Source organism: Streptomyces malaysiensis subsp. malaysiensis (assembly GCF_040653035.1).
Lineage (GTDB): Bacteria > Actinomycetota > Actinomycetes > Streptomycetales > Streptomycetaceae > Streptomyces > Streptomyces malaysiensis.
In genome coordinates this window covers 186042-209119 of sequence record NZ_JBEZNG010000019.1, presented here as the reverse complement: position 1 = coordinate 209119, position 23078 = coordinate 186042, and the positions used below count along the sequence as shown (strand labels likewise).

Here is a 23078-nt window from a genome sequence, read left to right as displayed (position 1 = left end):
GGGGAGGGGTCAGCGCCGACGTCGGTCGGCGGCCGCCAGTGCCACCGCGGCCAGGATGATGACACCCGTGACCAGGTCCTTCATCTGCGGATTGACATTGAGGATGTCGAAGCCGTTGCCGATCAGGGCGATCAGGTAGACACCGACCAGGGAGCGCCAGACCGCGCCGATGCCTCCGTAGATGCTGCTGCCGCCGAGGATGATCGCCGCGATGGCCTGGAGTTCAAGGCCGCTGCCGGCCTGTGGCTGGCCGGATGCGAGGCGGGAGACGCCGATCGCGCCGGCGATGCCGACGGCCAGGCCGCTGAGCGCGAACACGGTGACCTTGACCCGGTCCACGCGCACACCGGAGAGATGGGCCGCGTCGGAGTTGCCACCGACGGCGAACACATGGCGGCCGAAGACCGTGCCGTTGAGCAGCAGCGACGCGAGCGCGAAGACGGCCAGCAGGATGAGGACCGAGTAGAAGATCCCCGCGACCTGGCCGCGCCCGAGATCGGAGAAGCCGCTCGTGGTCACGGTGATCAGCGAGCCGCCGGTGATCAGTACCGCGACCGCCTTGTAGACCAGGCTGGAGGCGAGTGTGGCGAGGAAGGAGTGGACGTTCAGACGGGTCACGGCGAGCCCGTTGAGCACACCCATCACAAGGCCCAGCACCGGCGCGGCGAGCAGGGCCGTCCAGGTGCTGCCGGTGGATGTGGCGACCGACGCCGCGACCACGCTGACCACCGCGTACATCGCCGCCGTGGAGAGGTCGAACGCCCCCGAGACGATGACGAAGGTACCGGCCACGGCGATGATCGCGAGCGGGGTGTTCTGGTTGAGGATGTTCATGACGTTGGTGAACGACAGGAACGACGAGGAGATGATCGACAGCGTCACGAAGATCGCGACCAGCAGGATCAGCGCGGCGTAGTCCCGGGCGAAGGCGATGACGCGCGGGCCGATCGGGACGCCGCCGCGGACGTCGGCGCCCGCGCCGGCCTCGGGTGCGGTTTCGGTGGCGGTCATATGAGGGATTCCTTTGTCTTTTCCGCTTCGCCTGTTCCGGTCCGGTCCGCGACATCGAAGAGCCGCCGAAGGACGTCTTCAACGGCCAGACCGCGCGGATCCACCTCGTCGAGCACCTCGCCACGGCTGATCAGATGGGCGCGGTGGGCGAGGCCGAGCACCTCCTCGTGCTCCGAGGAGATCAGCAGCACCCCGACGCCGCGGGCCGCCAGGTCGGCGATGAGCTCGTAGATGGCGAACTTGGCGCCGACGTCGACACCGCGCGTCGGCTCGTCGAGAATCACCAGCTTCGGGTCGCCGACCAGCCACTTGGCGATCAGCGCCTTCTGCTGGTTGCCGCCGGAGAAGCTCCGCACCGGCAGTTCGGGCCTGGCCGGGCGCAGCTCCAGGCGGCGGACGAGCTCGTCCACCTGCTTGCCGACCGCCCGCCGATCGATCAGCCCGAGCCGGGAGAAGCGGCTCAGGGAGGCGAGCGTGATGTTCTCGGTGACGCTGCGCTGGAGCACCAGGCCCTGTCCATGGCGGTCTTCGGGGACCAGCACCAGGCCCAGGTCACGGCTGCGCCGCGGGGTTGTCCGGCCGAGCGTGCGGCCGGCCAGTGTGACGGTTCCGGCGCTGACCCGGTCCGCGCCGATCAGGGCGCGGGCGATCTCCGTGCGCCCGGAGCCGACCAGTCCCAGCAGCCCGACGATCTCGCCCGGCCGTACCGTGAACGAGGCCCGTTTCACCCCGTTGTCGCCGGCCAGCGCCGCCACCTCGAGCAGCGGTGGGGTGTCCGGGTGGGGCGCGGGCGGCAGCGGCGGGAAGGACACGGCAAGCTCCCGGCCGAGCATCGCCTCCACCAGGGACGCCTTGGTCTGGTCCGCCGCGGGCGCGGTGCGAATCCTGCGGCCGTCACGCATCACCGTGACGGTGTCGCTGACCTCCAGTACGGCGTCGAGAAAGTGCGACACATAGACGACCGACCGTCCCTGCGCGGTGAGCAGGCGGATCATCTCGTGCAGCCGCCGGGTCTCGTGTGCGGTGAGCGACGAGGTCGGCTCGTCCATCACGATCACCTTGGCGTCCCGGGCCAGGGCGCGCAGGATCTCGACCTTCTGCTGGTCGGCGATGCGCAGGTCCCCCACCCGGGTGTCCGGATCGAGGCCGAACCGCGCGATCTCGTCGAGTTCGGCGTACCGGCGGCCGTGGTCGCGGCGCAGGAGGCCGAAGCTGCTCCGCTCGATGCCGAGGAACACGTTCTGCGCCACCGTCAGATCCCGTACGAGCGAAAGCTCCTGCGCCATCATCACGATGCCGCGGCGCTGTGCGCGTACCGTGTCCCAGCGTCCGACCGGCCGGCCCTCGACGACGATACGACCGACGTCGGGCTCGTAGACTCCTGCCGCGATCTTGCCGAGGGTGGACTTTCCGGCTCCGTTCTCCCCGACCAGGGCGTGCACGCTGCCGGGGTGCACGGCCAGGTCGACTCCGTCCAGGGCCGCCGTTCCGCCGAATCGCTTGGTGATGCCGGCCAGTTCGATGACCGGTTGGGCGGTGGCCATCGGCCTCAGCCGTTCCACTCGCCGGTGAAGTCCGGCGTCTTCACCAGTGTCGCCTTGGTCGCGTAGGGGTCGATCCCGCCGATCTTGTCCGCGTCAACCACGGGCTCGGGCTTGCCGCCGTCCATCGCCTTGAGGAGCTGCTCCAGCGCGGACTTGCCCATGCTCACCGGGAAGTTGATGTAGTCGGCCCGCCACGTGCCCGCGCGGACGGCGGCCACGGCGTCCTTGGTACCACCGCCACCGGTGAGGTACATGCTCCTGGGCTTGATACCGGCGTTCTGGAGGGCTATCTGCGCTCCCGCGGTCTGCTGGTCGGCGTTGGACAGGATGACGTTGACATCCTTGTGCGCCTGGAGCACGTTGCTGATCGCCTTGAGCGAGGTGTCCCGGTCGTACTGGCCCTCGACCGTGCTGACCACCTTGATGTTGGAGTGGCCGCCGAGCACCTTCTTGTAGGCGCCCCGGCGAGCCACGTCGAGCGGTGAGGACAGATTGCCGACCAGCAGTACGACCTTGCAGGGATCGATATCGGCGCAGTAGGTGACCACCCCCTCGGCCTGTTTCGCCGCGGCTGTGGCAGGGGGCACGCCAACGGTGGTGACCACGCCGTCGACCTGCGGTTTCATCGTGTTGATGTCCGATCCGACGGGATTGAGCACCGTGACGACGGGGATCTTCTTGGCCAGCGGGAAGGCCGCCGCGAGGCCGACGCCGTCATTGGGCACGACCACGACCCCGTCGTAGTCGCCGGTGCTGGTGACGTTCTGCAATTGCGACAGCTGCGTGTTCGAGTCGAACTGGCCGTCGAGGAGCTTCAGGCTGATCTTCTTGCCGGACGCGGCCGCGGCCTGCTTGACCCCCTTGTAGACGGCCTGGTTGTAGCCGTTCTGGCTGGAGGCCGCGAGGACGGCAACCTTGAAGGTGCCGCTGCCGGAACCGGCCGAGTCGGCGATCCCGCAGGCGGTGAGAAGGACAGTGCTGGTGGTCAGGGCCACGGCGCCGGTGAGCCGGCTGCGCGAACTGTTCATCGGAGAGCCTCCGCTTGACTGTTATGGCGCAGTAATATGTCACACCGCACCTGGAGTTAAAGGGGTCGACGGTAACAACTGTGTTTCGGCCAATCGGCAGGTGGAGCGGTTTCCCCAGCTCAGCGCTGCTCCGGCAATGGTGTGGAGCCATGGAACCGCCAGGGCCGCCGTCCCGCGGTGCGGGCGGCACCCGCTCCTGCCAGCAGTTCTGGCCAGTCGGCCAGTCGTCCGGCGAAACATCACATCGGCCATAACCCCAGCTCGCCGTGGCGGACACGTCGGCCGAGAAGGCGGGGTCTCCACTCTTGCGTCAAACGTTTGACGTTCTTACTGTCAGGGTCCCCTGAATGGCCGACCGGCAGGAGGTGGCACATGGTGACGATGAAAGACATCGCCGCTCACTGTGGCGTCTCCATTTCGGCCGTTTCCCTCGTACTCAACGATCAGCATGAGGGGCGGGTGAGCGTCGAAACCGCCGCGCGTATCCGGCAGGCGACCGAAGATCTCGGGTATCTGCCCAACCTTGCCGCACGGGGACTGCGGACGCGGCAGACCCGCACACTGGGCCTGCTGTCCGACGGTGTCGCAAGCGTTCCCTTTTCGGGGCAGATGCTGGCCGGCGCGCAGTCCAAGGCGTGGAGGGAGGGATATGTTCTCCTCCTCGTCGACATGGCCGGCAATCCGGATATGGAGGGTCCGGCGGTGCGGTCCCTGCTGCAACGCAGCGTCGAGGGACTGATCGTAGCCGTCGACTACCACCGTGAGGTGGATCTTCCGCGGCTTCCCCGGCCGGTGCCCCAGGTGATCCTGGGTGGCCGGCCGCGGAGAGGGAACGCCGACTGGGTCGTGCCCGACGAGAGGGCCGGCGCGAGGGCGGCGACACTCCATCTCATCGACGCCGGGCACCGGCGGATCGCCTTTTGCAACCTCATCGCACCGGCTTTCGCGATCGCCGAGTCGCTGCGCCGCGAGGGCTATGAGAGTGCGCTGGCGGAGGCTGGGCTGGGCCTCGACGAGTCGCTCGTCGTCGAGGCGTCCGAGCCGAACGCATCCGCCGCGCGGGAACCCGCTCGCAGACTCCTGCGCCGCGGTGACCGGCCCACGGCGGTCTTCTGCTTCTCCGACCGGCTTGCGCTGGGCTTCTACCAGGTGGCGGCCGAACTCGGACTTCGGATCCCGCGGGACCTGTCCATCGTGGGCTTCGACAACCAGCAGAATTTCGCGGAGAACCTGTTCCCGGGGCTGACGACCGTCCAGCTTCCGCACTATCGGATGGGCGTCCGTGCGGCAGAGAAGGCGATCGCCCGGCTGCAAGACGGGGGCGATGGCCCGACCGGCCACTTCGTCTCCTGCCCCTTGGTCATCCGGGACTCGGTCGCAGCCCCCAGTGGCCGGACGCCCAAGAAGTTAACGGCACACCGGCAGGGCCGCGCGGTCTGATCCCGCCAGGCCCCCGATGGCGCCCTCACCACCTTCCCACCGGTCCCTCCGGCGGGCCGAGCCTGCCCGGAGGACGGCAGGCCGACATCAGCACCTCCGTTCAATGACGAGTCGAGAGGGAGCTTCGACATGAGACTCCGACCCACGACACGGCGCTGCCTGAGCGTCTGTCTTTCCACCACGCTCGCCCTGGCCCTCGCCGCCTGCGGAGGCGGCACGAGCGAGAAATCCGACGGGACATTCACGATCCTCCAGTACGAGGACCAGACCTCGGCACAGGCCGGGGGCTGGCAGAAAGCGGTGGCGATATTCAAGAAGCGGCACCCGGGCGTGAAGGTGAAGTTCCAGACCACGAGTTTTGACGCGATGCGCCAGAACGCGAAGATCACACTGTCCGGAAACAACGTCCCCGACGTGGTCGAGTTCAACAAGGGCAACGCGGACGGCGGCCAGCTTGCCGGCCAGGGCCTGCTCCAGCCGTTGACGGACGAGGCGAAGGCACGGGGCTGGGACAAGAAGGTGACGGGCCCGATGGCCGCGTTCGCCCAGTACGACCAGAACGGGCTGGCCGGGTCCGGCGACTGGTACGGCGTTCCGAACGTCGGCGAATATGTGACCTTCTACTACAACAAGAAGATGTTCACGGACGCCGGCATCACCAAGCCACCGACGACCCTGGCCCAGCTCGAGGCCGACATGGACAAACTGAAGGCCGCGGGTCACGTCCCGATCTCCAGTTCCGCCAACACCAGCCAGGGCTTCAACCAGATGTGGCTGTGGTATTCGCTGGTCTCCGCCTCGGCATCCCGGCAGCAGATCGACGACTTCATGTTCCTCAAGGGCAATGTGAACTTCCGGTCCGGCCCCTGGAAGGAAGGAACACGGAAGTTCCAGGACTGGATCGACAAGGGGTACGTCGGCGACAAACTCGGCGGCCTCTCCTACGAGCAGGCCATCGTCAACTTCCTCGGCGGCGACGACGCCATGCTCATGTGGAATCAGAGCCAGTTCTCCCGTATCCGCAAGGACGCGAACTTCCCGTGGGGGTACTTCACGCTGCCGGGCGCCCAGCAGGTCATGGGTTCCTCAGGACATCTGTGGGGAGTGCCGACGAAATCGAACGACAAGGACCTCGCGTACGACTGGATCGACATCACCCTGAGCGCTGAGGTCCAGAACGACATCGGTAACCAGGGCGGTCTGCCGCTGGCGGGTGATGCCTCGGCCATCAAGGACAAGCTAACCCGCCAGTACACGGAGCAGTTCGACGATCTGGTCAAGCGGAAGGCCATGTCCTTCTACCCCGACTACCCGGTGCCCGGCTTCCTCGACTTCATGCAGAACCATATGCAGGCCATGTCCAACAAGAGCGAGACGGCGGACGAATACCTGAAGGCATTGCAGAAGTTCTACGACGACGGCAAGAAGAACGCCACCCAGCAGTAGACGCCGGACGTGCCGGGACCGGAGGGCGCGACCCCGGCATGTCCCCCGCAGAAGAGAGACCTCCATGTCCGCACTGGTCCCTGACCGGCGTCTGCCCAGGAAAGGGCGCAGCAGGTCCGGCTCGTACTGGCTGTACCTGATTCCCATCGCCGCCGGCTTCGCCGTCGTTGTCGCCGCGCCGTTCGTGATGAACATAGTTCTCAGCCTCTACCAGTGGAAGGGAGGCATGGCGCCGAAGCACTGGTACGGCCTCGGCAACTATCTGGACCTGATGCACGACGCGGAATTCTGGCACTCGTTCCGGAACTCGTTGTTCATGATTGTCGCCATCGTCGTGGTCCCGACCCTGATCGGTATCGTCCTCGCGGCAGTGCTCTTCGACTACATCGGCAAGGCATTCGGCAACCGGGCCGCGAGTTTCCTACGGGCGACGTACTACCTGCCGCAGATCCTGCCGATCGCGGTCGCCGGCTTCATCTGGAGCACGATCCTCGACCCGCGCCAGGGATCGATCAACACCTATCTCCGCTCGATCGGCATCGCGTCAGGACCCGACTGGCTCGGTGATCCCCATCTGGCGCTGTACTCGGTGATGCTCATGCTGATCTGGCTCCAGATCGGCTATCCCGTGGTGGTCTTCATGGCCGCGCTGCAACGGGTCGATCCGGAGCTCTACGAGGCGGCGGAGCTGGACGGGGCCGGTTGGCTGCGGCGGTTCCGCGCGATCACGGTGCCCCAGATCCGCCCCGAGGTCTTCTTCGTGGTCCTCACCGCGACGGTGGGTGCGCTGAAGGTGTTCGCTCCCATCCTCATTCTCACCGGCGGCGGTCCGGAGAACTCGACCGTAGTGCCGTCCTACTACGCGTATCGCAACTTCTTCGAACTGTCCCGGGTCGGCTACGGCGCCGCGATCGCGACCTTCACGTCTGTGGTCATCTTCGCCATCGCGGCCCTGCTCATCGTGTGGCAGCGCCGTTCCGAGCGGCAGGAGGGCTGACATGAACGACGAGATTCCACCGGCACCCTCGGTCGTGGCGACCCGGCCCCACCCCGGTACCGAGGCCGCCGAACAGAGCCGACGCAATCGCTACCCCCTGCGATGGCTCATGCTGCTGATGACCGTCACCGCCGCCACGGTCATGCTCGCGCCGTTTCTGCTCCTGGTCCTCAACGCCTTCAAGACCAGCGCGGATTACTCGAGGCACGGGCCCCTCTCCTGGCCGGGCACATTCACGCCACAAGCCTTCTCCCGCTATCTGTCGCTCGTCGACTTCCCGGTCGCCCTGGGCAACTCCGTGTTCATCGCGGGCGCCGTCGCCTTCCTGGGCGCCGCGCTCGCCCTCATCAGCGCCTACGCCATCGGCATCGGCAGGGTGCGGTGCAACGGCGCGATCCTCGCCGTGCTCCTGCTGGCCACGATGGTGCCGCAGGAGGCACTCATCTACCCGCTGTTCTATGGCGCGGAAGAGGTGGGACTGCTCAACAGCGTCTGGTCCGTGGTGATCGTCTTCACCGTGCTCCAGGCCGCGTTCGGCACCTATCTGCTCGCCAGTGTCATGACCACCCTCCCCAAGGAACTCCTCGAAGCGGCCGTGATCGACGGCGCGTCCCGGTGGCAGATCCTGTGGCGGGTCGTCTTCCCCGTCCTGCGGCCGACGCTGTCCGTCCTCGTCGTGTTCTTCTTCATCTGGACGTGGAACGAGTTCTACCTCCCCCTCATCCTGCTCAACGACCCGTCGGCGCAGACCGTGCCGATCGCCCTGGCCACACTGCGTGGCCAGCACTCGATCGACATCACCGTCCTCAACGCCGGGTCGTTGCTGTCCCTTCTGCCCACGCTCGTCTTCTTCCTGGTGTTCCAGCGGACCCTCAGCCGGGGTGTCACCGCAGGAGCCGTCAAGTGAGCGTGCGGAACCGGTCATCCGCCGTCGCAACCGCTCATCCACACCGTCCGAGGAGCATACGTGTTCACCCAGTGGAGTGCCCTGAGCCCGAACCGGGGCGTTCGCAGCCGGTCCATCAACGCCGAGAACCGCACCGGCGTGGCCGGCGGCGCGGGACGGGCGGCATCGCCGCTCGGCCCCGGCCGCAAGGGGTCGGCCTATCTGCCCCTGCCCGCCGGTGAGTCCCTCACCCTCGCGGAGATCGATGGGCCGGGCGTCATCCGGCACATCTGGATCACCGTCGCCGAGCGGACACCCGACGGTGGACCGTTCGTCCTGCGCGACCTCGTGCTGCGCGCGTACTGGGAGGGCTCCGAGACGCCCGCCGTCGAAGTACCGCTGGGCGACTTCTTCTGCAACGGGTTCGCCACCCGCGCCCTGGTGACGTCCGTCCCGATCGTCGTCGCTCCGACGGGCGGCATGAACGCGTACTTCCCCATGCCCTTCCGCACCCACGCACGACTCACCCTGGAGAGCCAGCACGACGCCGATCTGCCCCATGTCTTCTACCAGGTCGACTACACCACGGGCGACGAGATCGGCGCGGACACCGGCTACTTCCACGCACAGTGGCGCCGCTCGAACGGGTCCACGCCACTGGGCACGGACCATGTCGTGCTCGACGGAGTGCGGGGCCGTGGAACCTACGTCGGCACATACATCGCGCTGGCCTCACTCCAGCGGTACTGGTGGGGCGAGGGAGAGGTCAAATTCTTCGTGGACGACGACGAGGAACTGCCGACTCTGTGCAGCACGGGCCTGGAGGACTACGCCGGTGGGGCGTGGGCGTTCCAGGACGCATTGCGCAACGACCCGGAGCCCGAGGTGCTCACCTTCAGTGCCCCGTACTCCGGCTACCCCTACCACTCGGCGCGCGACACCACGAGGGCCTCGCCCTTCGCCACCCATATGCCACCCATGCACGGCCTCTATCGCTGGCACCTCCCGGACCCGATCTACTTCGAGGAGCGGCTGAGAGTGACGCTGCAACAGATCGGCGCATGGGACCACGGACTCTTCGAACGCCAGGACGATCTGAGTACCACCGCCTACTGGTATCAGGACTCACCGAATTCCCCCCGTGCCCCGCTGCCACCCGCTCCCGAGCGCCGCCCTCGCTGAGCGGTGTGATGGCCACTCACCGGGTTGCTCCTTCGGGTGCGGAAGGCGCGCTGGCGATGCGCGTCGGGGGTACTCCTAGAGCACGAATCCGTGCGGAAAGGGATCGTCCGGGTCGAGCAGGTAGTTCGCGGTGCCGGTGATCCAGGCGCGGCCGGAGAACTCGGGGACGACCGCGGGCAGTCCGCCCACGTCGGAGGTGTCGACCAGGCGGCCGGTGAACCGGGTGCCGATGAACGACTCGTTGACGAACTCGGTGTGCAGCGGCAGTTCGCCGCGCGCGTTCAGCTGTGCCATCCGCGCCGAGGTGCCGGTGCCGCACGGTGAGCGGTCGAACCAGCCGGGGTGGATGGCCATGGCGTTGCGGGAGTGCCGGGCGGTCGAGTCCGGGGCCAGGAACTGCACGTGTTTGCAGCCACCGATGAGCGGGTCGACCGGGTGCAGCGGCCGGTTCCGCTCATTGACCGCCCGCATGATCGACAGACCGGCGGCGAGGATCTCGTCCTTGCGGGCCCGGTCGAACGGCAGGCCGATCCGGTCGAGTTCGACGACGGCGTAGAAGTTGCCGCCGTAGGCCATGTCGTAGCGGATGTCCCCGAGGCCCGGCACATGCACCGTCGCGTCCAGTTCGAGCGCGAAGGCGTCCACATTGCGCAGGGTGACCTTCTCGGCGCGGCCGTCATGGACGGCCACCCGTGCCTCGACCAGCCCGGCGGGCGTGTCGAGGCGCACGATGGTCTCCGGTTCGGTGACCGTCACCATCCCGGTTTCCACCAGGACGGTGGCCACGCCGATGGTGCCGTGCCCGCACATCGGCAGGAACCCGCTGACCTCGATGTAGAGCACACCCCAGTCGGCGTCCGGGCGGGTCGGCGGCTGGAGGATCGCGCCGCTCATGGCGGAGTGGCCGCGCGGTTCGTCGACCAGGAACCGGCGCAGCCCGTCCAGGTTCGCCACGGCGTGGTGGCGTCGCTCGGCCATGGTGTCGCCGGGGATCGGCCCGACGCCACCGGTGACGACGCGGGTGGGCATGCCCTCGGTGTGCGAGTCGACGGCGCTGATCGTACGGACGGACCGCATCAGACGGCTGGTCCCTCGATCGAGGCGATGGCGCGGGCCATATCGGCCTGCACCTGCTCGCGCATCCGCGGCGTCAGCGGGCCGCGCGGTGGGCGGCAGGGACCGCCGAACCGGCCGACCTGCTCCATGCCGAGCTTGATGGCCTGGACGAACTCGGTCCGTGAGTCCCAGCGGAAGGCCGCCACCAGTGGCTCGTACAGCGCGCGGGCTTCCGCCAGCTTTCCGGCCGTGGCCAGGTCGTACAGGCGGGCCGACTCGGCGGGGAAGACGTTCGGGAAGCCGGCGAACCAGCCGGTGGCGCCCATCAGCAGGCTCTCCAGTACGACGTCGTCGGCGCCGCTGATCACGTCCAGACCGGGCGCCTGCTCCCTGATCTCCAGAACGCGCCGCACATCGCCGGAGAACTCCTTGACCGCGACGACGTTGTCGATGCGGGCGATCTCGGCGAGCAGGTCCGGGGTCAGATCGACCTTGGTGTCGATGGGATTGTTGTAGACCATGACCGGCAGGCCGACGGAGGCCACGGCCTCGAAGTGCGCGAGGATCTCCCCGCGGTTGGCGCGGTACATGGTCGGCGGCAGGCACAGCACACCGTCGGCGCCGTCCTCGGCCGCGATCTCGGCCCAGTGCCTGGCCTGGTGCGAGCCGACACCGTGCACACCGACGACCACGGTGGCCGCGTCGCCGACCGCCTCGACGGCGGTGCGGGCCACCCGGCGCCGCTCCTCGTCGGTCAGGGAGGAATACTCCCCCAGCGAGCCGTTCGGGCCGACGCCGTGGCAGCCGTTGTCGACCAGCCAGCGGCAGTGCTGGGCGTACCGGTCGTAATCCACGGCCAGGCCCGCCGGGGCGGACGCGTCCTCGTAGTACGGCAAGGCGGTGGCGACCACGACGCCACCGAGGGAGAGCTGCCGCTTCTCGGGTTCACTCATGAACTTCGACTCCGTTCCGAAGAGGTTGGTGTGCCGTGCGGGCCCGACGGCCGTCAAAGGGGGTGGGGCCCGGCGGTGGGGTCCTCGGGGGATGGTTCGGGTTCGGCGAGTTCGCCGAGCCGGATGGGCTGGGCGATCGGCCGGCGGTGGGGCCCGGCCGTCGGCGCGCCCTCGGCGTGCCGCTGAGCGGGCCGGCCGGTCAGCCGGGCGCCGAGCTCGGCGACGGTGGGGCCGCAGACGCGGGCCTGGCACGGGCCGAGACCGGCGCGGGTTTCCAGCTTGGCGACCCGCGCACCGGCGCTCGCCTCATTGCCCACGGCCCGGCACACCGAGGCGTAATCGGCTTCCTCGCAGCGGCAGATGATGGTCTCCGGACGCAGCCACTGGGTCCATTCCTCACCCATGGGATGCGCCTCGGCCAGCCGTTCGGCGAAGGCGCGGCCCCGGTCCCGGCCGCGTCGCAGGGGGCGCAGGGCGGGCGCGGCCGAGTCCCCGCCACCGGCGAACCATCCGGCGAGCGCGCCCTCCGCCCGTGCGGCCGGGGCGCCCGCGATCCCGGTGATCTCACCAGCCGCGTACACCCCCGGGCAGCTGGTCCGCTGGTCGTTGTCGACCGCCACGAACTCGCCGCCCGGTGCGCGGCGCAGCGCACACCCGGCGGCCACGGGCAGCTCCAGTCTCGGGCTGAAGCCATGGGCGACGCACAGCGCGTCGACCGGCGACGTACGCTCGCTGCCCGGCACCACCGACCAGTCGGGGCGCAGCCGTGCGGTGACGACTTCCTCGATACGGCCGTCGCCGCGTGCCTCGACGACCGTGCGGCCGACGCGGTAGGGCACCCGGTGACGGATCAACAAGGCGGCGTATTCGGCGAGTTCACCGCTTTTCGCGGCGTGCGCCGCCAACTGCCAGGGGCGCCGTGACCAGCCGCGGGCCAGGGTGGCGGCCGTGCCGGCCTCCAGCACCTCCAGCACCCGGGAGCCGGCCTCCAGCAGCGACGCGGCCACCGGGAGCAGGAACGGTCCCGAACCGGCGATCACCACACGGTCACCGACCACGACCCGCTCGCCCTTGGCCAACGCCTGTGCCGCACCGGCGGCGAAGACACCGGGCAGTTCCCAGCCGGGGAACGGCAGGACGCGGTCGTGGGCGCCCACGGCGAGCACCAGCGCATCGGGGGCGAGCGTCAGCCGGCGCCTCCCGCCGCCGTCGGCCGGGCCGCGCAGCAGGTGCACCCGCGGGACTCCGGGCTCTTCCGGGTCCGGGCGCTCCAGCGCCCAGACGGAGGTCTCGGACCACCATGCGCACCGCGGGTGGGCGAGCACCCTGCGGCGGCGCCGGTCGAAGTCCCGCCAGCCGTGCTGGAGCCGCTCGGGGCGGACGGCGTGGTAAGCCTCGGGCAGCATGCGGTGGTACTGGCCGCCGGGCTGGTCCGCCGAGTCGATCAGTGTCACCCGGGCACCGGCGCTCAGCGCGGTCTCCGCCGCGGCGAGGCCCGCGGGCCCCGCGCCCACCACGGCCACGTGTCGCCCCATCACTTCCCCTCCCCCGCCGATGCGTCGCTGTTCCTCCGGGGGGACGGCTCCGGAGCGTGCCCGGTCCGCGGCTCCCGGGTCTGTGTGGTCACCGCGTCGCCGTCGCGGGCCCGGCGCTGGCAGGCGCGGACATCTCGCTCGTCGCCCACGGTCACCAGACATTCGAAACAGACGCCGATACCGCAGAAGACGCCGCGGGGCGCGCCGGAGCGTTGCCGCCGCCAGGCCAGGCGGTCGGCGGCGAGCAGAACGCCCGCGATGGTCTGGCCCGCGATACCGTCGACGGGCTCGCCGTCGACAGTGATCCTCAGCGGCCGGTCCCGCCGCCCGACGGCGTCGGACTCGGCGCGGACGCGTCTGGGGCTCATACCGCCTCCTCCACTACGGTGCCCGCGCCGCCGCCCAGCACGGCCGGGCGGTCCACCCGGAAGGGTGTCGGATCCATCGCCGTCGGCTGATCGAGCATCAGTTCGCGCAGCAGCCGTGCGCTGCCCACCGACAAGCCGATTCCGGCACCCTCGTGTCCGCCGACGTGCCACAGGCCGGTCAGCCGCGGGTCGGCACCGATGATCGGCAGATGGTCGGGGACATAGGGGCGGAATCCGCCGTAGGCCCGCATCACCGGGACTCCCGCCAGCGTCGGGAACAGCCGCAGCGCCTTGACCGCGATCGCCGACAGCACCTCGGGGCGGAGCCGATCGTCGAAGCCGACGCGGCGGCGTGAGGAACCGATGAGGACGCTGCCGCCGCGGGTGGACTCCACCACCGCCGAGGTCTGGAGATCCCCGGCGCTGCTGCCCACGGCACCCACGTAGTCCGCGTCGTAGACCTTGTGGAAGACCGTCGGCGGCAGCGGCGTGGTCACCAGCACATCGCCGCGCCGGGGGCGGATGTCCACGGGGGCGCCGAGGCGGGTGGACAGCTCGCCGGACCAGGGGCCCGCGGCGTTGACGAACCAGTCGGCCTCCAGCAGGCCGGACGAGGTGCGCACCCCGGTGATCCGGCCGCCGCGGGTGACCGCCGCAAGCACCTCGCAGTCCGTCCGCAGGACGGCACCGGCGGCGAGCGCGTCGGCGAGCAGGGCGGCGGCCGCGGCCGCCGGCTGCACCTGGGCGTCCTCCGGGTAGTGCAGGGCGGCGGTGTGCTCGCGGGTGACGTACGGCTCCGCGTCGGCGAGCGCTTCGGCGTCGAGGACTTCGGTGTGCACCCCCGCCGTGCGCTGGCCGGCGGCGAAGCGGGTCAACTCGCGGGCACCGGCGTCGGTGGTCGCGACGACGATGCCTCCCTTGGGCTCCCACTCCACCGCCCGCGCCGCGTGCGCGAGCCGCTCGGCGACGGCCGTGAGCACCTGCGGCCACAGCCGCCTGGACAGCTGGGCGAGCTCCAACTCCGGCCCCGGCCCCTTGTCGGAGACGAGTACGTTGCCCTCGCCGTGCGCGGTGGTGGCCGACGCGGCGGCGCCGCGGTCGACAACGGTGACCTCGAGTCCGGCGAGGGCCAACTCGCGAGCGCAGGCACAGCCGATGATCCCGGCTCCCAGTACCGCCACTCGCGTTCCGTACATCGAACCCTCCTCGTTCGTTAAACCGAACGCGGAAAAAGTATGCGCGGGACAGGAAGCGTGTCAACGGTCACGACGGAACGATTCCGGGACCCCGCCGCGGACCCATCACGGCGCCGAGCGGGGGCCGGGCGCCGGGTGCGGCAGGTGCAGCCGCTGATCCGACCGGTACTGGAGCAGCAGGACCGAGCGCACATCGCCGTCGAGAGCCGTGTAGCTGTGCGGCCGCGCCGCGTCGAAACGCACGTAGTCGCCCGGCCCCAACTCCACCTCGCGCCCCTCCACCCGCACACCGAGCCGGCCGGCCTGCACGATGGTGTGCTCGGTACCCACATGGCCGAGGGAATCCTGCCGACGCCCGGCCCGCACGCGCTGGTCGAAGACCTCGATGACGGCTTCGCCGGACTCGATCCGCTGGAGCGGGCGCAGGTCGACACCCTCGCCGCTGAGCGCCTCCGTCTCCGCCGCGCGCACCACGGTCAGCTCACCCGCCGGCCGGGCGTCCAGCAGGTCCGAGATCGGCACCTCGAGCACCCGCGAGAGGCTGAACACCGTCTCGATGGTGGGGTTGCCGGCCCCGGACTCCAGCTGGGACAGCGTCGCCTTGCCGATCTTGGAACGCCTGGACAGCTCGGAGATCGACAGCCCCCGCTCCAGCCTCGCCTGCCGCAGATTGACAGCCAACATGCCCCGCACCGACCCCTCGGAGACGCTCACTCTCTCCCCTTACTTCCCTACCGCATTCGACAGAGCATCGTTCGGTATACCGTACGAGCATTCCATGGATGCGTTCATTATTCAGATCAGGATCGGGGGTCAGGCGGCGGCACCGCAAGAAAAGACCCATTTCGTCCCCGGAGGCCCGCCGGCCGGGGTGCCGATAATGAGCCGGCCTAGAGGCCGGTGGCGGCCGCGTACGCGGCGTCGGTGGTGTCCTTCAGAGTCCGCCAGCGGGTGTGGAGTTCCCCGTACCGCGCCGCGCGGGCCTCGTCAGGGTCCACCCGGCGCAGCGTGCCGATGAGGCATGAGCGCAGAGCGTCCAGGTCGCTGATCTCGCCCGAGCCGAGGAGGGCCAGTGCCGCCGCACCGAGCAAGGTGACATCCGGCTCCGGGGACAGCAGAAGCGGCCTGCCCAGAACATCGGCGCGTAGTTGCGCGACATGGGCGCTGCGGGAGGAACCGCCGGCGAACGCGACGGGCAGCTCGCCCGAGGGGTCGAGCCGGTCCACCGCATCGCGCAGAGTGTGAGCCGCGGCCTCTTGGGCGGCTCGTAGCAGATGGGCGGCATCGTGCTCGGGGCGCTGTCCGAGCACGGCGCCCCGGGCATCAGGGCGCCAGTCGGGGAAGCGCGCACCGGTCATGCTCGGCAGGATGATGAGCCCGTCCGCGCCGGGAGGCACTTCGGCAAGCCGTTCGTCCTCGACCGTCCCGACCAGGGAGCGCCAGTGCGCGACGGCACCCCCGGTGAGGCCGGTCGCCCCTCCCGCGACGAAACGGCCCGGCAGCACGGACGGGTTGAGCACGGCGCCGTCCGGCAGGGCGTCGGGATCGCGCAGCAGCCGGCCCACCACGTCGGTGGTGCCCGCGACGTCGGCGATGATGTCCTCGCTGCCGCCCAGCAGCAGACCGATGCCGACGGAGCCGTCCGGGCCGCCCGACACGACGGGAAGCCCGGTGGGCAATCCGGTGACCGCCGCGGCCTCCTGGGTGAGCTCGCCGACCACCGATGTCGGCTCCGACTGCGGCGGCAACAGCGTGACGTCCACCTTGGCTTCGTGGAGCAGATCGACGTTCCATGCGCGACGGCGCACATCGGAGGCCAGGGTGTAGGCGGCGCTGATGGTGTCGGCGGTGAGGCGGCCGGTGAGCCGGGCCACGAGGAAGTCCTTGGGCGACAGCACGGCGTGGACCTCCTCTGCGTCCACCGCCTCCGGGTCCATCAGGCAGGCCAGGGCACCGCCGGCGAGGCACGGTCGGCCCGCCGCCGCCAGAAGCCGCCCCGCCCAGGCGTCACCGAGCGCGGTGAGCTGCCGTATGCCTCGGGAGTCGGCCCAGCCGCCGCTTCGGCCGACAGGCCGCAGACCGGCGTCGACGGCGACCGTGCCGATATGCGCGGCGATGGCCAGCGCCACGGGTGTCGGGCCTCCCGACACTCCCCTCAGCGCGGCTCGTACGTCCTGCTCGAGGGTGTCGGCGTCGAAGGTGTCGCCGCCGAGCCCTGACGCGCGGGGCACGCGCTCATGGGCGAGAAGCCGGCCGGCGGTGTCCAGCACGGCCGCGCGCACCGCTGACGTGCCGACGTCCACCGCGATCACATGTGCGTTCATTCGGCGTCGATCCGCATCAGGAAGGGGAACTCGGGCAGCGTCCAGCTGGTGGTGAACTCGACGACCTCGCCGCGAGAACCGTAAGTGGTGCGATGGATCTCCAGCGCGGGCCGTCCGGGCAGGGTACCGAGCAGGTCCGCCTGCTCCGCGTCGAGCAGGACGGCCACCATGGACTGGTCGGCGTAGCGCAGCTCGACGCCGAAGCGCTTGGTCAGCGTGCGGTAGAGGGAGTCGTCGACCAGCGGTTCGCGGGACAGGGACGGGGCCGCGGAGTACGGGACCCAGGCGTCCTGAAGGGCCGCGGGCACGCCGCCGATGAGACGCACACGGGTGAGCCGGTTGGTCAGATCACCCTCCGCGATACCGAAGGCTTCGGCCACTTCGGCCGACGCGGGCGCGGTCTCGCAGCGCACCACCCGCGAGGACGCCGTTCCGCCGGTGTCGGCGATCTCATCGGCGAACGAGCGCAGGCGGTTGAGCCGGCGCCCGTGCTCGGCGTGATCGCTGACGAAGGTGCCACTGCCCTGCCGTCGTATGACGAAGCGCTCCGACTCCAGCAGGTCCAGCGCCTGGCGTACCGTCATGCGGCTGACTCCGTACTGCTTGGCGAGCTCCGTCTCGCCGGGCAGCCGTGAATCCTTGCTGAGGGCGCCAGCACGGATCTGCGAGACGAGGTCGTCGTAGATCACCTGGTACCGCGGTGCGCGCGACATGCTTCAGATCGCTCCTGATTCGCGTAGCCGGGCCGTCTCCTGAGCGGACAGCCCGAGGATCCTCTGGTAGACGTGAACGTTGTCCTCGCCAACCCGAGGCGGTGCCTTGCGGACCGTGGGCGGAGTCTTCTCCATCTTGATCGGATTGCCGGGCATGCGGATGGTACCGAGTTCGGGGTGGTCCGACTCCACGATCATGTGGCGTGCCGCGATCTGAGGTGACTCGGCCACCTCCGAGACCGAGGCGACCTTGGCGTAGGGCACGCCCACCTCTTCGAGGACCCGCGCGATCTCATCGGTGGACCGGTCCGCCGCCCAGGCGCCGATCTCGCCCTCCAGAAACTCCTGGTGTGCCATGCGGCCTTCGACTCCGGCGAACCGCGGGTCCGCGGCCAGATCCGGCCGCTCCATCACGGCGCACAGCTTGGGGAACAGTGAGGCGGTACCGGCCTGGATGTAGATGGGCCCGTCAGCGGCCTCGTACACATTGACGGGAGCCGTGAGCAGGTCGCGCGAACCACTGCGCGGCATGTCCTGACCGAGCATCAGATGCGAGATGAGGCGGACGCCGAGCGCGGAGAACATTGTGTCGAAGGACGCGACGTCCACAAGCTGCCCCTCACCGGTGCGCTCACGGTGCAGGATCGCCATCAGCGCGCCGATCGCCCCCTGGTACCCGGTGGTGTAGTCGGCGATGTAGGTGCCGCTCAGTGTCGGCTTGCCGCCGGGCTCACCGGTCATGCTCATCAGGCCCGAGGACGCCTGGGAGATCGCGTCGAACAGCGCACGGCGCGAGTCCGGGCCGGTCTGGCCGAAGCCGGAGATGGACACCAGGATGATGTCCGGGTTGAGCTCCTTCATCCGCTCGTATCCGATGCCCATCTTCTCGATGGTGCCCGGACGGTAGTTCTCGACGACGACGTCGGCCCACTGGATCAGGCGCTCGAGTATTCCGAGTGCTTCAGGGTGGCGGGTGTCCAAGGAGGCGTCGTACTTGTTCCGGTGGTACAGGAACATGTAGATGCTCTCGTCCCGGTGATACGGCCCGTGATGCCGGGAGTCCTCCCCGGCCGGGCGCTCCACCTTGACCACCTCGGCTCCGAAGTCGGCCAGGATCTGCGCACAGAGCGGGCCCGCGATGAACCGCGAGAGATCGAGGACTCTTACGCCGTCCAGAGGTGCCTGGGCTGCTCGTGGTGTCGCATCGGTCACCTTCTTCCTCCTTCTTCTCGAGCATGAGCCATGGACTACTTCTTCCGCGCCGCGAACGAGGGGAACGTCCAGGCGTTGACATCACGGTCGATCGGCACGTCGAGCACCACCGGCGTGCCCGCCGCGAACGCCTCGGCCACGCGCTCACGGAGTACGGCGAGCCGGGTGACGACCTCGCCGTGCACACCCATCGCGCGGGCCGCCATGCCGAAGTCGACCCGGCCGAAGTCGACACCGGTCGTGCGGCCGTTGAAGTGCAGTTCCTGCTCCTGGCGGATATTGCCGTAGCTGGAGTCGTTGAAGACGATGACGCAGACATTGCCGCCGACGCGGGCGAGCGTCTCGATCTCGCCGAGGCTCATGCCGAGCGAACCGTCGCCGATCAGTGCGAGCACCGGACGCTCGGGGTCGATCAGCGAGGCCGCGATGGCGGACGGAAGGGCGAATCCCATGTTCCCGAACCCGACGGGCTTGATGTAGCTGTTGGGCTGCTGGATCTCCCAGAGGAACGACCAGACGCCCGGGTTGCCGGCATCCGGAATGAGCAGGGTGTTCTCGGGAGCCACCTCGCGCAGGGTGCGGACGATGTCGGCCGGGGACAGCGGCCCATCAGCGGTGGTGTCGGCCACGACGGAGCCCTGCCACCAGTCGGCGCGTGCCTTGTCGAGGGTCGCGATCCAGTGTGCGCGTCCGGCCTTCGCGTCCTCCGCTCGTCCGGCGGTCGCGACGACCAGGTCCCGGGCGAAGGAGCCGAGGTCGCCGACCACGCCCTGGGTGATCTCGGAGTAGTAGCGTCCGATCATCGCCGGATCGACGTCGACCTGCACGACCTCCGGGAGTTCCCGGCGCCAGCGGGTGGTGGACACCGCGTTGAGGCTGTTGCCCAGCGCCAGTACGAGGTCGGCCTCACCGAGAACCTGGTCGGAGAGGGCGGTACCCATGCGGCTGGCCGCGCCGAACACCAGCGGATGGGTGGTCGGGACGGAACCGATGCCGTTGAACGTCGTGACGACCGGGATGCCGAGCTCGTCCGCGAGTGCCAGGACGTCGTCGCTCGCCTGCGCCCGGTTGCCGCCGTTGCCGAGCCAGATGACCGGCCGTTCGGCCTCCAGGACACGTTCGGCCACCCGGGCCAGTGCGACCGGGTTGACGGAGGGGCGCTCGGTGACCCAGCCACGGCTGGGGTGTACGGAGGGCACCGCGGGCGGGTTCGCGACCTGGCCCTCGATGGTGTCGCGGGCGAAGTCGAGGTGCACCGGGCCGGGATTGCCGGTGAGGGCGTTGACGTATGCCTCCTCGATCGCCTGCTTGATGGAAGAGGCGTGCGCGACCAGCCGGGAGTACTTCACCAGCGGCTTGAACAGCTCCACGTGGTCGGCGTTCTGGGCATCGTCCTTGTGGATGTTCTCACCGTTGTTGTTGCAGGTGATGACGAACCCGGGGCTGGAGTCGCGGTAGGCGCCACCGACACCGGTGAGGAGGTTGGTCGCGCCGGGGCCGGTCGTGGAGATACAGGCCGCGGGCTTGCCCGTGAGCCGACCGTAGGCGTCCATCATCACGGCCGCGGCGTTCTCGTGCCGGGTGTGGATCAGCTCGATGCCGGGGGTGTCGATGATGGCGTCGGAGATGGCGAGGGTCTGCCCGCCCACGACTCCGAAGACGTACTCGACGCCGAGCGAAGCCAGCATGTCGACGACGAGCTGGCCACCGGTCTTGGAAGTACTCATCTGAGAAGTTCCGCTTTCTGTGTCGATGCGGTTGATCAGGAGGCCGGGACGGTCACAGCGGCCCAGCCGGCCGTGATCAGACGGTTGTCGGTATCGCGACGCACCCAGACCTCCAGGTCGATGCGGAGGCCGTCGTCGACGGGAGTGACCGCGGTGATGACGCCGGTCGAGGTGAACGGCTCGAACACCTTCAGCGGCGCGAGGAACTTGACCCGCAGCCACCCCGAGGTGAGAAACGCCGGCCCGGACCGGAGGGTGAGCAGCTGGGCGAGCACGCCGAACTGCTGCTGCCCCTGCACGATGGGCACTCGCAGGCCGCCCGCGCGGGCCACGTCGATGTCGTTGTGGATGTTGCGTACGTACTCGCCGACGCGGCTGAACACCGCGGCCTGCTCCGCGGTCACCGTCTTGTGCAGGGGAGCGAGCACATCGCCGACGCGCGCGTCCGATCCGAGCGTGTCGACGACTCGCGCGTCCTTCGGGACCTCGCCGGTCACGCGGCGCTCGGGCAGCGCCGAGCCGCGTCCGCCGATGGCGCCGGGGGTGGTCTTGAGGATCTCGACCCCGCGATGCCGTACGACGCTGCGGCCGTCCTCGCCGGTGGCCGTGGCCTCCATGACGACGTATCCCTCACCGCGCCGCCGGTATGCCTCGGTGTAGGTTCCGTGGAGCGTGACGACCTCGTCGAGTGCCGCCGGGCTGTCGAACCACATCTGCTCCTCGGTGTGGTAGCCGACGACCTGGCTGGCCGCGTAGACGAGGGTGAACAGCTGCACGAGGTCGTTGCCCAGCAGCGCCGCGTGGCCGATGCGCTTGCCCTCGAACGGGCTGCCGGTGAGGTGCCAGGACGAGTGGTCGTCGTGGGTGAAGGCGTATCTCTTGATCTTGTGGTCGTCGATCACGACCTGGACGGTGCCGAGCTCTTCGGGGATCTCCAGGTTCTCGAACTCCGGTTCCTTGAGCCCGGCTTCGAGGCGGTCGGTGGCCTCGGCGCGGCGGGGGTCGGTGAGATCTCGCCAGGGGCGGGAAGTCGGGTCCGTCATCGCGTCTCCCGCGTCTCTTCACCGATACGTGTCATATCGGCCTTGTTGGTCTCGGGTGCCAGGACCGCGCACACCAGCCCGATGGCCAAGGCGGCGACGGTGATCAGAGCGATGGGCCAGGGGTCCCCGTCGGTGGCCGCCAGCAGCCCGGTCGAGGCCAGTGGCCACAGGCCGATGAGGACGCTGGGGATCTGCGCGGCCAGCGACATGCCCGTGTAACGCACCTTGGTGCCGAACAGCTCCGCGAAGAAGGCGGGTTCGACGCCGTAAACGGCGCCCACGCCTATCGCGTACGCCACGGTGTAGATCACGTACATCGGCACCAAGGCGTCGGCGTCGAGGATCCAGAAGAAGGGGAAGGTGACGATCATGCCGACGACCGAGCCGATGATGAACACCGCGCGCCGGCCGATTCGGTCGGAGAGCCGTCCGAAGAAGTAGTAGGTGAAGATGGCGGCCGTGGCGGCGATACAGCCGGCGACGAGTACGTCCGTGCGGGGGATGTCGGTGTAGTTCTCGGCGAACGTCAGGCCGATGGTCAGGATGATGTATCCGAAGACCGCCTCGCCCAGGCGCATGCCCATGGCCAGCAGCAAGGGCCGCTTGAACCGTTTGAACACTTCGGCGATCGGCATCCTTTCGCCGGCCTTCTCCTCCGCGGTCCGCTGCTCCAGCGCGTCCTGGGCGGCCTGGAAGGTCGGCGTCTCGGTGAGCTTGAACCTGATGAACAGACCGACCGCGATGAGTACGGCGCTGAGCAGGAAGGGCAGCCTCCAGCCCCAGCTGAGCAGTTGGTCGTCGGGCAGCATGGACACGATGGAGAAAATGCCGGTGGACAGCACGAGCCCCACGGCGTTGCCGATCTGCGGGAAGCTGCCGTACGCGCCCCGTTTATGGGCCGGCGCGTATTCGACGGCGACCAGGGAGGCGCCGCCCCATTCGCCGCCGACACCGAAGCCCTGAACGAGTCGCAGCAGGACGAGGAGGATGGGCGCCCATATTCCGATGTGGCCGGTGGTGGGTATCAGCCCGATGAGGAAGGTGGAACCTCCCATGAGCATGAGTGTGGTGACGAGGGCTGCTTTGCGGCCGAACTTGTCACCGAAGTGGCCGAAGACGATGCCGCCGACGGGGCGGGCGAAGAAGCCGACACCGAAGACGGCGAAGGCCGACAGGGTGCCGATGATCGGATCGTTTTCATTGGGGAAGAAGAGGTCGCCGAAGACGAGGGCCGACGCGGTGCCGAAGATGAAGTAGTCGTACCACTCGACGGCCGTGCCGACGAGGCTGGCGACAGCCGCCCGTCTGGCGAGTGCTGTCCGCTGTTGTTCGGTAACGGGCGGGATGGTGGCTGTTGACGCCATGGATGCCTCCGTAGTCGATCTCATGGCCGGATGAAGCGGGAGCGCGGAGGGCG

20 protein-coding genes are annotated in these 23078 nt (G+C 69.1%); 5 read left to right on the top strand and 15 right to left on the bottom strand.

The window, feature by feature from the left end:
- Window positions 1–9: 9 nt before the first annotated feature.
- Genes AB0E24_RS31570 through AB0E24_RS31560 form a run of 3 tightly spaced genes read right to left on the bottom strand, consistent with a single transcriptional unit; the run spans window position 10 to window position 3583 of the window.
- Complete coding sequence (locus tag AB0E24_RS31570) at window positions 10–1011, bottom strand: ABC transporter permease (RefSeq protein ID WP_359382135.1); 1002 nt, start codon at window positions 1009–1011, stop codon at window positions 10–12.
- On the bottom strand, window positions 1008–2555 hold the full coding sequence (locus AB0E24_RS31565; protein ID WP_359148744.1) for a sugar ABC transporter ATP-binding protein: 1548 nt from the start codon (window positions 2553–2555) through the stop codon (window positions 1008–1010). Before AB0E24_RS31565 ends, AB0E24_RS31570 begins: the two co-directional genes overlap by 4 nt.
- A gap of 5 nt (window positions 2556–2560) precedes the next feature.
- Window positions 2561–3583 (bottom strand): sugar ABC transporter substrate-binding protein, encoded by a 1023-nt coding sequence (locus tag AB0E24_RS31560; RefSeq protein ID WP_359382132.1) that lies wholly within the window; start codon window positions 3581–3583, stop codon window positions 2561–2563.
- Between the two features lie 381 nt (window positions 3584–3964).
- Between AB0E24_RS31560 and AB0E24_RS31555 the strand changes: the two genes are divergently transcribed.
- The 5 genes from AB0E24_RS31555 to AB0E24_RS31535 all read left to right on the top strand — a co-directional run bounded on the left by AB0E24_RS31555 (window position 3965) and on the right by AB0E24_RS31535 (window position 9534).
- Entirely contained in the window at window positions 3965–5023 is a 1059-nt protein-coding gene (locus tag AB0E24_RS31555; RefSeq protein ID WP_359382129.1) for a LacI family DNA-binding transcriptional regulator, read from the top strand.
- Between the two features lie 129 nt (window positions 5024–5152).
- Window positions 5153–6469, top strand: a complete 1317-nt coding sequence (locus AB0E24_RS31550; RefSeq protein ID WP_359382127.1) for an ABC transporter substrate-binding protein — start codon at window positions 5153–5155, stop codon at window positions 6467–6469.
- A 64-nt stretch (window positions 6470–6533) separates the two neighbouring features.
- Window positions 6534–7466, top strand: a complete 933-nt coding sequence (locus tag AB0E24_RS31545) for a carbohydrate ABC transporter permease (protein WP_079153334.1) — start codon at window positions 6534–6536, stop codon at window positions 7464–7466.
- Between the two features lie 109 nt (window positions 7467–7575).
- The gene (locus tag AB0E24_RS31540) at window positions 7576–8373 is read left to right on the top strand and encodes a carbohydrate ABC transporter permease (RefSeq protein ID WP_197710513.1); all 798 of its coding nucleotides are present in this window, start codon (window positions 7576–7578) and stop codon (window positions 8371–8373) included.
- 60 nt (window positions 8374–8433) lie between these two features.
- A complete protein-coding gene (locus tag AB0E24_RS31535) occupies window positions 8434–9534 on the top strand; it encodes a glycoside hydrolase family 172 protein (protein ID WP_232636275.1) in 1101 nt (366 codons plus the stop codon).
- A 75-nt stretch (window positions 9535–9609) separates the two neighbouring features.
- Here the strand turns inward: AB0E24_RS31535 and AB0E24_RS31530 are convergent, their stop codons facing one another.
- The 12 genes from AB0E24_RS31530 to AB0E24_RS31475 all read right to left on the bottom strand — a co-directional run bounded on the left by AB0E24_RS31530 (window position 9610) and on the right by AB0E24_RS31475 (window position 23025).
- Complete coding sequence (locus AB0E24_RS31530; protein WP_100804909.1) at window positions 9610–10611, bottom strand: proline racemase family protein; 1002 nt, start codon at window positions 10609–10611, stop codon at window positions 9610–9612.
- Window positions 10611–11543: a dihydrodipicolinate synthase family protein gene (locus AB0E24_RS31525; protein WP_069868679.1), complete on the bottom strand. Its 933-nt coding sequence runs from the start codon at window positions 11541–11543 to the stop codon at window positions 10611–10613. The genes AB0E24_RS31530 and AB0E24_RS31525 overlap by 1 nt, the downstream gene beginning before the upstream one ends.
- 53 nt (window positions 11544–11596) lie before the next feature.
- Window positions 11597–13078, bottom strand: a complete 1482-nt coding sequence (locus tag AB0E24_RS31520; RefSeq protein WP_359382122.1) for an FAD-dependent oxidoreductase — start codon at window positions 13076–13078, stop codon at window positions 11597–11599.
- On the bottom strand, window positions 13078–13446 hold the full coding sequence (locus AB0E24_RS31515) for a (2Fe-2S)-binding protein (protein ID WP_250850801.1): 369 nt from the start codon (window positions 13444–13446) through the stop codon (window positions 13078–13080). Before AB0E24_RS31515 ends, AB0E24_RS31520 begins: the two co-directional genes overlap by 1 nt.
- Window positions 13443–14642 (bottom strand): NAD(P)/FAD-dependent oxidoreductase, encoded by a 1200-nt coding sequence (locus AB0E24_RS31510; RefSeq protein WP_359382118.1) that lies wholly within the window; start codon window positions 14640–14642, stop codon window positions 13443–13445. The genes AB0E24_RS31515 and AB0E24_RS31510 overlap by 4 nt, the downstream gene beginning before the upstream one ends.
- Before the next feature lie 105 nt (window positions 14643–14747).
- A complete protein-coding gene (locus AB0E24_RS31505; protein WP_197710370.1) occupies window positions 14748–15356 on the bottom strand; it encodes a helix-turn-helix domain-containing protein in 609 nt (202 codons plus the stop codon).
- Between the two features lie 176 nt (window positions 15357–15532).
- Window positions 15533–16966, bottom strand: coding sequence for a xylulokinase (locus tag AB0E24_RS31500; protein WP_359382114.1), 1434 nt, complete (start codon window positions 16964–16966; stop codon window positions 15533–15535).
- Window positions 16963–17679, bottom strand: a complete 717-nt coding sequence (locus tag AB0E24_RS31495) for a GntR family transcriptional regulator (protein WP_217490158.1) — start codon at window positions 17677–17679, stop codon at window positions 16963–16965. The genes AB0E24_RS31500 and AB0E24_RS31495 overlap by 4 nt, the downstream gene beginning before the upstream one ends.
- A gap of 3 nt (window positions 17680–17682) precedes the next feature.
- On the bottom strand, window positions 17683–18891 hold the full coding sequence (locus tag AB0E24_RS31490; protein WP_069868249.1) for a CaiB/BaiF CoA transferase family protein: 1209 nt from the start codon (window positions 18889–18891) through the stop codon (window positions 17683–17685).
- A gap of 35 nt (window positions 18892–18926) precedes the next feature.
- Window positions 18927–20618 (bottom strand): thiamine pyrophosphate-binding protein, encoded by a 1692-nt coding sequence (locus AB0E24_RS31485; RefSeq protein ID WP_359382109.1) that lies wholly within the window; start codon window positions 20616–20618, stop codon window positions 18927–18929.
- Between the two features lie 35 nt (window positions 20619–20653).
- Entirely contained in the window at window positions 20654–21661 is a 1008-nt protein-coding gene (locus AB0E24_RS31480; RefSeq protein ID WP_069868251.1) for a hotdog family protein, read from the bottom strand.
- A complete protein-coding gene (locus AB0E24_RS31475) occupies window positions 21658–23025 on the bottom strand; it encodes an MFS transporter (RefSeq protein WP_069868252.1) in 1368 nt (455 codons plus the stop codon). The genes AB0E24_RS31480 and AB0E24_RS31475 overlap by 4 nt, the downstream gene beginning before the upstream one ends.
- Window positions 23026–23078 lie beyond the last annotated feature (53 nt).

What these genes read in the sequence shown, in the direction of transcription:
- AB0E24_RS31570 (WP_359382135.1), bottom strand. Translation starts at nt 1,011, where the DNA reads ATGACCGCCACCGAAACCGCACCCGAGGCCGGCGCGGGCGCCGACGTC.
- AB0E24_RS31565 (WP_359148744.1), bottom strand. Translation starts at nt 2,555, where the DNA reads ATGGCCACCGCCCAACCGGTCATCGAACTGGCCGGCATCACCAAGCGA.
- AB0E24_RS31560 (WP_359382132.1), bottom strand. Translation starts at nt 3,583, where the DNA reads ATGAACAGTTCGCGCAGCCGGCTCACCGGCGCCGTGGCCCTGACCACC.
- AB0E24_RS31555 (WP_359382129.1), top strand. Translation starts at nt 3,965, where the DNA reads ATGAAAGACATCGCCGCTCACTGTGGCGTCTCCATTTCGGCCGTTTCC.
- AB0E24_RS31550 (WP_359382127.1), top strand. Translation starts at nt 5,153, where the DNA reads ATGAGACTCCGACCCACGACACGGCGCTGCCTGAGCGTCTGTCTTTCC.
- AB0E24_RS31545 (WP_079153334.1), top strand. Translation starts at nt 6,534, where the DNA reads ATGTCCGCACTGGTCCCTGACCGGCGTCTGCCCAGGAAAGGGCGCAGC.
- AB0E24_RS31540 (WP_197710513.1), top strand. Translation starts at nt 7,576, where the DNA reads ATGCTGCTGATGACCGTCACCGCCGCCACGGTCATGCTCGCGCCGTTT.
- AB0E24_RS31530 (WP_100804909.1), bottom strand. Translation starts at nt 10,611, where the DNA reads ATGCGGTCCGTCCGTACGATCAGCGCCGTCGACTCGCACACCGAGGGC.
- AB0E24_RS31525 (WP_069868679.1), bottom strand. Translation starts at nt 11,543, where the DNA reads ATGAGTGAACCCGAGAAGCGGCAGCTCTCCCTCGGTGGCGTCGTGGTC.
- AB0E24_RS31520 (WP_359382122.1), bottom strand. Translation starts at nt 13,078, where the DNA reads ATGGGGCGACACGTGGCCGTGGTGGGCGCGGGGCCCGCGGGCCTCGCC.
- AB0E24_RS31515 (WP_250850801.1), bottom strand. Translation starts at nt 13,446, where the DNA reads ATGAGCCCCAGACGCGTCCGCGCCGAGTCCGACGCCGTCGGGCGGCGG.
- AB0E24_RS31510 (WP_359382118.1), bottom strand. Translation starts at nt 14,642, where the DNA reads ATGTACGGAACGCGAGTGGCGGTACTGGGAGCCGGGATCATCGGCTGT.
- AB0E24_RS31500 (WP_359382114.1), bottom strand. Translation starts at nt 16,966, where the DNA reads ATGAACGCACATGTGATCGCGGTGGACGTCGGCACGTCAGCGGTGCGC.
- AB0E24_RS31495 (WP_217490158.1), bottom strand. Translation starts at nt 17,679, where the DNA reads ATGTCGCGCGCACCGCGGTACCAGGTGATCTACGACGACCTCGTCTCG.
- AB0E24_RS31485 (WP_359382109.1), bottom strand. Translation starts at nt 20,618, where the DNA reads ATGAGTACTTCCAAGACCGGTGGCCAGCTCGTCGTCGACATGCTGGCT.
- AB0E24_RS31480 (WP_069868251.1), bottom strand. Translation starts at nt 21,661, where the DNA reads ATGACGGACCCGACTTCCCGCCCCTGGCGAGATCTCACCGACCCCCGC.
- AB0E24_RS31475 (WP_069868252.1), bottom strand. Translation starts at nt 23,025, where the DNA reads ATGGCGTCAACAGCCACCATCCCGCCCGTTACCGAACAACAGCGGACA.